The sequence below is a fragment of the Rhizobium sp. AN6A genome, assembly GCF_900215635.1.
GTDB classification, from domain to species: Bacteria; Pseudomonadota; Alphaproteobacteria; order Rhizobiales; family Rhizobiaceae; genus Agrobacterium; species Agrobacterium tumefaciens.
The window spans coordinates 2,860,850-2,869,586 of record NZ_OCNC01000004.1; the positions used below are offsets into that span (position 1 = coordinate 2,860,850).

Consider the following 8,737-nt stretch of genomic DNA (forward strand, 5'->3'; position numbering starts at 1 on the left):
GGAGAGGCCTCTTGCGCTAAAGAACCGGAAACTTTCCTCGGCTCGAACCGCGTGAGACCTATGTCGATTCCAAACTCCATCAAGATCACCCCGGAACTCGTTGCATCCCACGGGCTGAAGCCCGACGAATACCAGCGTATCCTCGACCTGATCGGACGGGAGCCGAGCTTTACCGAGCTTGGCATTTTCTCGGCCATGTGGAACGAGCACTGCTCCTACAAGTCCTCCAAGAAATGGCTGAAGACCCTGCCCACCACGGGCCCGCGTGTCATTCAAGGCCCCGGCGAAAATGCCGGCGTAGTGGATATCGATGATGGCGACTGCGTCGTCTTCAAGATGGAAAGCCACAACCATCCGTCCTACATCGAGCCCTATCAGGGTGCGGCAACCGGCGTCGGCGGCATCCTTCGCGATGTCTTCACCATGGGCGCACGCCCGATCGCGGCCATGAATGCGCTGCGTTTCGGCGCACCCGACCATCCGAAGACCCGCCACCTCGTGGCTGGCGTCGTCGCCGGTGTCGGCGGTTACGGCAACTCCTTCGGCGTGCCGACCGTCGGCGGCGAAGTGGAATTCGATCCCCGCTACAACGGCAACATCCTCGTCAACGCCTTTGCCGCCGGGCTTGCCAAGTCCGATGCGATCTTCCTTTCGGAAGCCAAGGGCGTCGGCCTGCCGGTGGTGTATCTCGGTGCAAAGACCGGCCGCGACGGCGTCGGCGGCGCGACCATGGCCTCTGCCGAATTTGATGAGTCGATCGAAGAAAAGCGCCCGACCGTTCAGGTCGGCGACCCCTTCACCGAAAAGTGCCTGCTGGAAGCCTGCCTCGAGCTGATGAAGACCGGCGCAGTCATCGCCATTCAGGACATGGGTGCCGCCGGCCTTACCTGCTCGGCCGTCGAAATGGGCGCCAAGGGCGATCTCGGCATCGAACTTGATCTTAACGCCGTACCGGTGCGCGAAGAGCGCATGACGGCCTACGAAATGATGCTATCGGAAAGCCAGGAGCGCATGCTCATGGTTCTCGAGCCCTCCAAGGAAGAAGTCGCCAAGGCGATCTTCGTCAAATGGGGCCTGGACTTCGCCATCGTCGGCAAGACCACCGACGACCTGCGTTTCCGCGTGCTGCACAATGGCGAGGAAGTCGCCAACCTGCCGATCAAGGATCTCGGTGATCAGGCTCCGGAATACGACCGCCCGTGGACGCCCGCCAGGGTTCAGGCTCCGCTTGCCGAGAACGACGTTCCTGATGCAGACATTGCCGACGCATTGGTGTCGCTGGTCGGTTCGGCCAACAACTCCTCGCGCCGCTGGGTCTACGAGCAGTATGACACGCTGATCCAGGGCAATTCCCTGCAGCTGCCGGGTGGCGATGCCGGCGTTGTCCGCGTTGAAGGCCATGACAAGAAGGCGCTCGCCTTCTCCTCCGACGTGACACCGCGTTATGTCGAGGCAGACGCCTTTGAAGGCGGCAAGCAGGGCCGTGGCCGAATGCTGGCGCAACATCACCGCAACCGGCGCCCTGCCGCTCGCGGCCACCGACAACCTCAACTTCGGCAATCCGGAAAAGCCCGAGATCATGAGCCAGCTCGTCCATGCCATCAAGGGCATCGGCGAGGCCTGCCGCGTGCTGGAATTCCCGATCGTTTCCGGCAACGTCTCGCTCTACAACGAGACCAATGGTCAGGCGATCCTGCCCACCCCCACCATCGGCGGCGTTGGCCTGCTGAAGGACTGGGGCCGTATGGCACGCATCCGCTTTGCCGCCGCGGACGAAGTCGTGCTGCTGGCGGGCGCACCTGCCGGTCTTGGCACCCATATTGCCCAGTCCGTCTACATGCGCGACGTGCATGGCCGCATCGATGGCCCGGCACCGCATGTCGATCTGGAAGCTGAAAAGAGAAATGGCGATTTCGTCCGCGCCCTTATCGCAGACGGTCTTGCCACAGCGGTTCACGATTGCTCCTCGGGCGGCCTGGCTCTCGCGGTTGCCGAAATGGCAATTTCCTCCGGCATCGGTGCGACGATCGATGCGGTCGAGGGCCATAACCCCGTCCTCACCTTCTATGGCGAAGATCAGGGCCGTTATGTGCTGACCGTCAAGAGGAGCGATCTGGATGAAGTGCGCGCGGCAGCGAAGGCAGCGGGCGTTCCCTGCCCTGCGATCGGTGTCACCGGCGGCTCAAGCGTAAAGCTGGGCACGGCACGCGCTATCGAGATTAAAGAATTGCACTTGGCCTATGAATCGTGGTTCCCTCAATTCATGGATGGCGAAACTCTAATCGCCGCAGAATGAATTAAGGAGATACACCATGCCCATGAAACCCGGCGACATTGAAGACATGATTAAGGCGGGAATTCCCGGGGCAAAGGTCACGATCCGCGATCTGGCCGGTGATGGCGATCATTACGCGGCGGAAGTCGTCGCGGATGCTTTCAAGGGCAAGACCCGCGTGCAGCAGCACCAGATGGTCTATGACGCGCTGAAGGGCAATATGGGCGGTGTTCTGCACGCCCTTGCCCTGCAGACCTCGGCTCCCGAATGACTGCGCCCGGAAAAGCGTCTCCGGCAGGACGGTTTCACTGTCCTTGCCACGGCAACGCTTGAAGCTACGAATTGAAAAAGGCCCGCGTGAGACTGTCACGCGGGCCTTTTCTTTTCCGAAAAAATGACGCGTGCCGCTCACAAAACAGGTGGCTGTTGCGACTCCAGATCGGCAAAGGAGGCAGACGGCAACGGCCCAGCCGTCAGCAGGGTAAAATCGTAACCGGACTTGCGATCCGGCCCCAGAACATATTGCCGGTGCATGCGCAGGAAGTTGCGCTTATTCTTTTTGTAGCGTTCGCGTGAAAGCGAGTGCTTGAAACGGATCGGCACGATCTTCGGCTGCGGCGCATCCTTGTGCCCCGTCAGCGCCACGGTGTTGCAGCGGTAGAGGTGGATCGGATCCGTCAGGCATTGGATATCGAACCATGTCACTTCAGGGTGACGCGCAATCACGCCGACGCTCTGGCGAAGCCTGTCCGCACTCGACAGCAGCGCGCATTGCAGCGCAGCGCCACCGAGCGTCGCAAAGGACAGCTTCCGGCCATCCAGCGCATCTGGCCGCAGCTCCAGCACACGGCCTATCACGGCGAGCGCCAGGCTGGCGCCCATGCTATGCGACACGACCAGAACCTCCTCTGTGGGCTGCTCCAGCGCCTTGAGAACGAGGGCTGCCTTCTCTTCGATCCAGTTGCGGGCAATCGGCTCATCGCGCCCGACGGCCAGCGCAAAGCGCCAGTCGGCATAAAGATGCAACGTATGAAACCGCTCGGCGAAAGGCAGAAACGCCTTCACGAAGAACAAGGCCGCAGCGGGAAGACTGATCGCCAGCAACCAGAGCGGCAAACCGAACAGCCATGGCGAGAGCGCGATCCCCGCCGCAAGCGCACCACCCACCAGCATCAGCAGGAACGGGAAAATGAAGAACAGGCCGAAACGCCAGGCATGACGGAGGTAACGCCCTGCCCCACCTTCCGCGACGATACCGGCCGCAGCTGCAAAGCCTAGTACGATCTGCCGCCAGAGTGGCGTATCCCGCAGGCGCGATATCACCGCATTGTGGTCGTAGACGAAGATCGTGGAACGCGTCCGCCAGTCACCGGCCGAGGCCTCCACCGTGAAGGTTTCGCCAGCCGGCGAGTTCTCCAGCGCGCCCACGGCATAATTGACATCCCACGTCTTGCCGGCAAGCGCTGCCGCCCGCTGATAGCGCAGATGATGCGCAGCCGCATCGAGCGGATCGAAGCCCGGGAAATAAAGAACAAGTCGTGACTTGACGGTCGGCATGCATAAACCCTCGGGCTGGAGACACCCGAAAGGATCGCTTGATACAGTGGGCGATGCACGTATAGTAAAAAACGCGACGGAAATATGATTTATTTGTTGGCGAGGAAATTTTGTCTGGGATCGTCGATCAATTGCTAAACGGCGTCGTCAAAGGCGCTCTGTCCGAAGTCCTGGCCAAGACAGGCCTTCGCAAAACCCGCCGCATCCGCCGCCGGACAAAAAGCAACACGTCCCTCGCAGGCGGCATCGTCGGCTCCGTGCTGGAAGCGGCAATCAACGCCGCAGTCAAACCCAAGCCGGCCAAAAAACAGGTGAGCAAAAGACGCACCGCCGCGGCCCGCAGCAGACAGCGGCTTCGATGATGCATCACCTCCGCCTGCTTCCCACCTTTTTGGTGTTGGTGATTTCGGGGCCGCTACAAGGTGCCGCAGAGGTTAAGAGCAGCAAAGAGATCAAGATCGGCTTCGTCGTGGAGCTTGATGGTGCTGATCGGATATCCGGCACAGCCTTCTGCAAAACCGGCAACACCTGCCGCCTGGTGGACCAGAAAAGTCCAAAACTAATTATCGATATCAAAGCGGGTCGCTTCTCTAGCGAGATCGAAATCAAGTGCAAGGATGACTGCTCACTGAATAGCGGGCACGAAACCATGACGTTCGACAACAAACAGGAACTCAATATTTATAACGGCAGATCAGGTCCGATAATAAAATCAGTCTTCAGGCGGCGGGAGCCGATCGGGAAGATAATGCTCAACTTTTCTTACCCGCCTGGGACGACACGCTGGTAACCAGGGTTTCGACCCTCACTTTGCGACGACACAGCGGCGTATTTTTTACGCTCCACGGGTGGAAATCGCGCCGCGACATGTTATTTAGGGACAAAGTCAAAGCAGCGGCCTTGAACCGCATGTGAAAGGAATAGGCCTATGAGCGGCATTCACGATATGATCGACAGCGAAGTGAAGAGCAACGACATCGTTCTTTTCATGAAGGGAACCCCGCAATTCCCGCAGTGCGGTTTTTCCGGTCAGGTCGTACAGATTCTCGACTATCTCGGCGTCGACTACAAGGGCGTCAATGTGCTCGCCGATGCCGATATCCGTCAGGGCATCAAGGACTATTCCAACTGGCCGACCATCCCGCAGCTGTACGTCAAGGGCGAATTCGTCGGCGGCTGTGACATCGTAAGAGAGATGTTCCAGTCCGGTGAACTTCAAAATCACTTCCAAGAACAGGGTATCAGCGTCCGCGGCGCGGCCTGATTTCGGCCGGTTCATCCGGCCCACCCTGATTGTCAGAAAACTTATGCCAGGCGTTGCTTCATGCAACGCCTTTGCCGTTCTTTTTGGGGCAATCCTGTGACAGAACTTTCACAATCCACCACTTCGCGCGCCGTTTCGATGGGGCGCACGGAATTCATCGCGCTTGCCGCGATGCTGATGGCGCTGAATGCGCTTGCCATCGACATCATGCTTCCCGGCCTTCAGGAAATCGGCGCATCACTTGGCGTCGTCAATGAAAACCACCGTCAATACGTCATTTCCAGCTATCTTCTAGGCTTTGGTATTGCCCAGCTTCTGTACGGACCGATCTCGGACCGTTTCGGGCGCCGCAAGCCGATGCTCGTCGGGCTGGCAATCTACATCGTTTCGGCCATTGCCGTCGTCTTCGTACCGTCATTCACTGGCCTGCTGGTTCTGCGCTTCATTCAGGGCATCGGCTCTGCGGCGACGCGCGTCATCACCATTTCGATCGTGCGCGACATCTATGGCGGCCGTCAGATGGCGGAAGTCATGTCGCTGATCATGATGGTCTTCATGGTCGTTCCCGTCATCGCGCCCGGCACTGGCCAGATCGTGCTGTTTTTTGGTGACTGGCACCTTATCTTCGCCTTCATGGCCGGAATTGCGGCCATCGTGACCGCCTGGATGTATTTCCGCCTGCCGGAAACCCTGCATGCCGATGACGTCAGGCCTTTCACGGTTCGTTCGATCCTAGGTGGCTTCAAGATCGTCCTCACCAACCGCATCGCGCTCTGCTATACGCTCTCCAGCACCTTCATCTTCGGTGCGCTGTTCGGCTTCATCAATTCCGCCGAACAGGTCTATAAGGGCATCTACGGGCTGGGCGCATGGTTTGCGGCCGCTTTTGCGGGCGTTGCCCTGTTCATGGCCTTCTCGTCCTTCATCAATGCAAGGCTTGTCGGCAGGTTCGGCATGCGCAAGCTGTCACACGGATCGCTGCTCGGCTTTATCGCCATCACCTTCGTGTGGCTGGTGGTACAGATGGTTGGGCCGGAACCGATGCCCTTTGCGATCTTCATCGTGTTCTTCGCGCTTGCCATGTTCCAGTTCGGCTGGATCGGCTCGAACTTCAACTCGCTCGCCATGGAGCCGCTCGGCCATGTCGCCGGCACGGCCTCGTCCGTCATTGGCTTCATGGGAACCGTCGGCGGTTCGCTGATCGGTTGCCGTTATCGGTCAGGCTTTTGATGGCACGGCGCTGCCAATGGTAGCCGGCTTCTTCGCCGTCTCCATTATCGGCCTCGTCTTCGTGCTGATCGGGGGAAAAGGGCGTGCTGTTTTCAGGCCCACAACAAGCCAACGCACTAAGGGCGGACAGACAAATAAAAAGGGCGCGGAACTCGGTTCCGCGCCCTTTTTGTTGAATAAACCCGAACTTCACTCAAACCGTAAAAATCTTCTCGCGCAGCAATTCCCATGTCTCCTGATCAGGAGCAAGCAGCAGGCCACCTTCAAGGTGGCGCGGCAGGTAAGGCGAGCCGTCGAAACGGGCGGCGTAGGCGGCCCCGCTTCCTGCGAAAGCAGGGTGCCAGCGAGATGATCCCAGGGCATCAGCTTGTTGTACATCAGGAAATGCATGTGGCCGCCGGCAGAACACGCGGTATTCGTGCGCAGCACAACGGTAGCTGGTGAAGAGCCGCACATCCGCGAGGTTCATGAGAATCTTTGCGGCGGGTCTCCACGTCAAAATAACCGGTGTTGGCGATACCGACCATCTGCGACAATGCCGGTGCCGGCACGACGGACATCTGGGTCTGCGAGCCATCGGCGGCACAAAGCCATGCGCCGGAACCCTTTTCGGCAATCGCCCAGTCATTGCCCATCGGATCGAAAATGAGACCGGCAACGGTCTCACCCTTGGAGATGACGCTCATCATCACGCCAAACAGCGGCAGGCCCGAGGCGAAGTTGTAGGTGCCGTCGATCGGATCGACCACCACGGCAAGATCCGCATCCGCAAGCTTGCCAAGCAGCGAGGCATCCGCGCAACGGCCTCTTCACCGATGAACAGCGCCTGCGGCATGATTTCCTGCACGCGGGCGCGGATCAGCCGCTCAGCAGCCTCGTCAGCCTCGGTTACGAGGTCTATCGCCTCGCTCTTTATCCTGACGTCGCCCTCACCCAGATTACGGAACCTCGGCAGGATTTCCACTGCCGCCGCCTCCTGAAGCGCATTGGCGAGAGAGGCGATGTCGAGTTCGATAGCCATGGGCGATATCCTTCTATTTAAGCATCAATATTATAAGGCCACGATTTCCCGGCGCAGCATCTTCCAGCTTTCCTGTCCGGTGCCGACAGTATGCCGCCTGTCGTCTGTCCCGGCCGGTAGGGCGTATTGTCGAAACGAGCCGTGTAGCCGCCTGCTTCCTGATGAATGAGAACGCCGGCGAGATGATCCCAGGGCATCAGCTTTTCGTGGCCGATGAAGTGCAGCTTGCCAGTCGAGGCAAGCCAATATTCATGAGCCGAGCAATTGATTGAAAGCGCCATCTTGATCTTGGCCATATTGGCGGCGATCACCGGGCGGCGATCTTCATGGCTGTGACCCCAGGAAAATATGCCGACCATTTCGGACAATGGCACGGGATCGGCAACCTTGAGCCTTGCCTGTGAGCCGTCCTTGCGGTGGAGATAAGCGCCCTCGCCTTTGAGAGCAAGGATGGTATCACCCATGACAGGATCGTGGATGATGCCTGCGACCGTCTCACCCTTGACGGTAACGGCGAGCAGCGTGCCGAAAGCTGGAAAACCGGAAGCATAGTTGAAAGTGCCGTCGATTGGATCGATCACGAAGGCAAATGGTGCATCGGCAAGGGCAGGAATAACGGATTGATCCGCGTCATAGGCCTCTTCGCCGACGATATGGGCCTTCGGAAACCGTTCCAGGAGAGCGGCGGTTATCGCCTTTTCCGTAAGAATATCCGCCTCGGTGACGAGATCGACGGCAGAGGTCTTTTCGGAAATCGCGCCTGCGTCGAGATTGCGGAAGCGGGGCATGATTTCCTGGCGGCCGGCAGCGGCAACGGTGGAAATCAGAAAGTCGATATCTTTATCGGAAAGGGTCATCGCTAAGGGCACTTCTTCATAAGGGAGGGCTGGCCTCCGTACGCTCTTCAGGTGACGCCCCGGTGACAGAAAGCGCCGAGAAATCAAAAAGCTTCGGGTCGAGCAGATGCGATGGATTGACATGGGCAAGCGCCCGCAGCATCACGTCCTTGCGGCCCGGCATGCGCCTTTTCGATGTCAGCCAGCATCTCCTTCATGGCATTGCGCTGAAGCCCGTCCTGCGAGCCGCAGAGGTCACAGGGAATGATCGGGAATTCCATCGCCGCCGCGAATTTCGCCATATCCTCTTCGGCGCAATAGGCAAGCGGGCGCAGCACCATCAGGTCGCCCTCGTCGTTCATCAGCTTTGCCGGCATGCCAGCCAGACGGCCGCCATGGAAGAAGTTCATGAAGAAGGTCTCGAGAATATCCTCGCGGTGATGGCCGAGCACAAGCGCGTCGCAGCCCTCTTCCCGCGCAATACGGTAGAGATTGCCGCGCCGCAGCCGCGAACAGAGCGAACAATAGGTGCCACCCGCCGGCACCTTTTCCTT

Annotated in this window: 5 protein-coding genes and 5 pseudogenes; 6 read left to right on the forward strand and 4 right to left on the reverse strand. The window is 59.2% G+C overall.

All coding sequences use genetic code 11. The features are described from left to right. Positions 1 to 60: 60 nt before the first annotated feature. Together purL and CRO62_RS26735 are read left to right on the forward strand one after the other, a co-directional pair. Positions 61 to 2,296: pseudogene (gene purL / locus CRO62_RS26730) on the forward strand (phosphoribosylformylglycinamidine synthase subunit PurL). 16 nt (positions 2,297 to 2,312) lie between these two features. After that, positions 2,313 to 2,546 (forward strand): BolA family protein, encoded by a 234-nt coding sequence (locus CRO62_RS26735; RefSeq protein WP_003516012.1) that lies wholly within the window; start codon positions 2,313 to 2,315, stop codon positions 2,544 to 2,546. A 137-nt stretch (positions 2,547 to 2,683) separates the two neighbouring features. Here the strand turns inward: CRO62_RS26735 and CRO62_RS26740 are convergent, their stop codons facing one another. After that, complete coding sequence (locus CRO62_RS26740; protein WP_097102947.1) at positions 2,684 to 3,832, reverse strand: hypothetical protein; 1,149 nt, start codon at positions 3,830 to 3,832, stop codon at positions 2,684 to 2,686. 110 nt (positions 3,833 to 3,942) lie between these two features. Between CRO62_RS26740 and CRO62_RS26745 the strand changes: the two genes are divergently transcribed. The 4 genes and pseudogenes from CRO62_RS26745 (at position 3,943) to CRO62_RS26760 (ending at position 6,446) form a co-directional block, all read left to right on the forward strand. After that, entirely contained in the window at positions 3,943 to 4,194 is a 252-nt protein-coding gene (locus CRO62_RS26745; RefSeq protein ID WP_097102950.1) for a hypothetical protein, read from the forward strand. After that, entirely contained in the window at positions 4,191 to 4,622 is a 432-nt protein-coding gene (locus CRO62_RS26750; RefSeq protein ID WP_097102952.1) for a hypothetical protein, read from the forward strand. The genes CRO62_RS26745 and CRO62_RS26750 overlap by 4 nt, the downstream gene beginning before the upstream one ends. Before the next feature lie 138 nt (positions 4,623 to 4,760). Then, complete coding sequence (gene grxD / locus CRO62_RS26755) at positions 4,761 to 5,096, forward strand: Grx4 family monothiol glutaredoxin (RefSeq protein WP_003516034.1); 336 nt, start codon at positions 4,761 to 4,763, stop codon at positions 5,094 to 5,096. A gap of 138 nt (positions 5,097 to 5,234) precedes the next feature. Further along, positions 5,235 to 6,446: pseudogene (locus CRO62_RS26760) on the forward strand (multidrug effflux MFS transporter). Between the two features lie 73 nt (positions 6,447 to 6,519). Here CRO62_RS26760 and CRO62_RS26765 read toward each other — a convergent pair. The 3 pseudogenes from CRO62_RS26765 to CRO62_RS26775 all read right to left on the reverse strand — a co-directional run. Next, positions 6,520 to 7,347: pseudogene (locus CRO62_RS26765) on the reverse strand (inositol monophosphatase family protein). 30 nt (positions 7,348 to 7,377) lie between these two features. After that, positions 7,378 to 8,204: pseudogene (locus CRO62_RS26770) on the reverse strand (inositol monophosphatase family protein). Between the two features lie 16 nt (positions 8,205 to 8,220). Then, a pseudogene (locus tag CRO62_RS26775) lies at positions 8,221 to 8,737 on the reverse strand (ATP-binding protein); the annotation flags it as partial.

Coding starts and splice junctions, on each gene's coding strand:
- CRO62_RS26740 (WP_097102947.1), bottom strand. CDS start 3,832: ATGCCGACCGTCAAGTCACGACTTGTTCTTTATTTCCCGGGCTTCGAT.
- grxD (WP_003516034.1), top strand. CDS start 4,761: ATGAGCGGCATTCACGATATGATCGACAGCGAAGTGAAGAGCAACGAC.
- CRO62_RS26735 (WP_003516012.1), top strand. CDS start 2,313: ATGCCCATGAAACCCGGCGACATTGAAGACATGATTAAGGCGGGAATT.
- CRO62_RS26750 (WP_097102952.1), top strand. CDS start 4,191: ATGATGCATCACCTCCGCCTGCTTCCCACCTTTTTGGTGTTGGTGATT.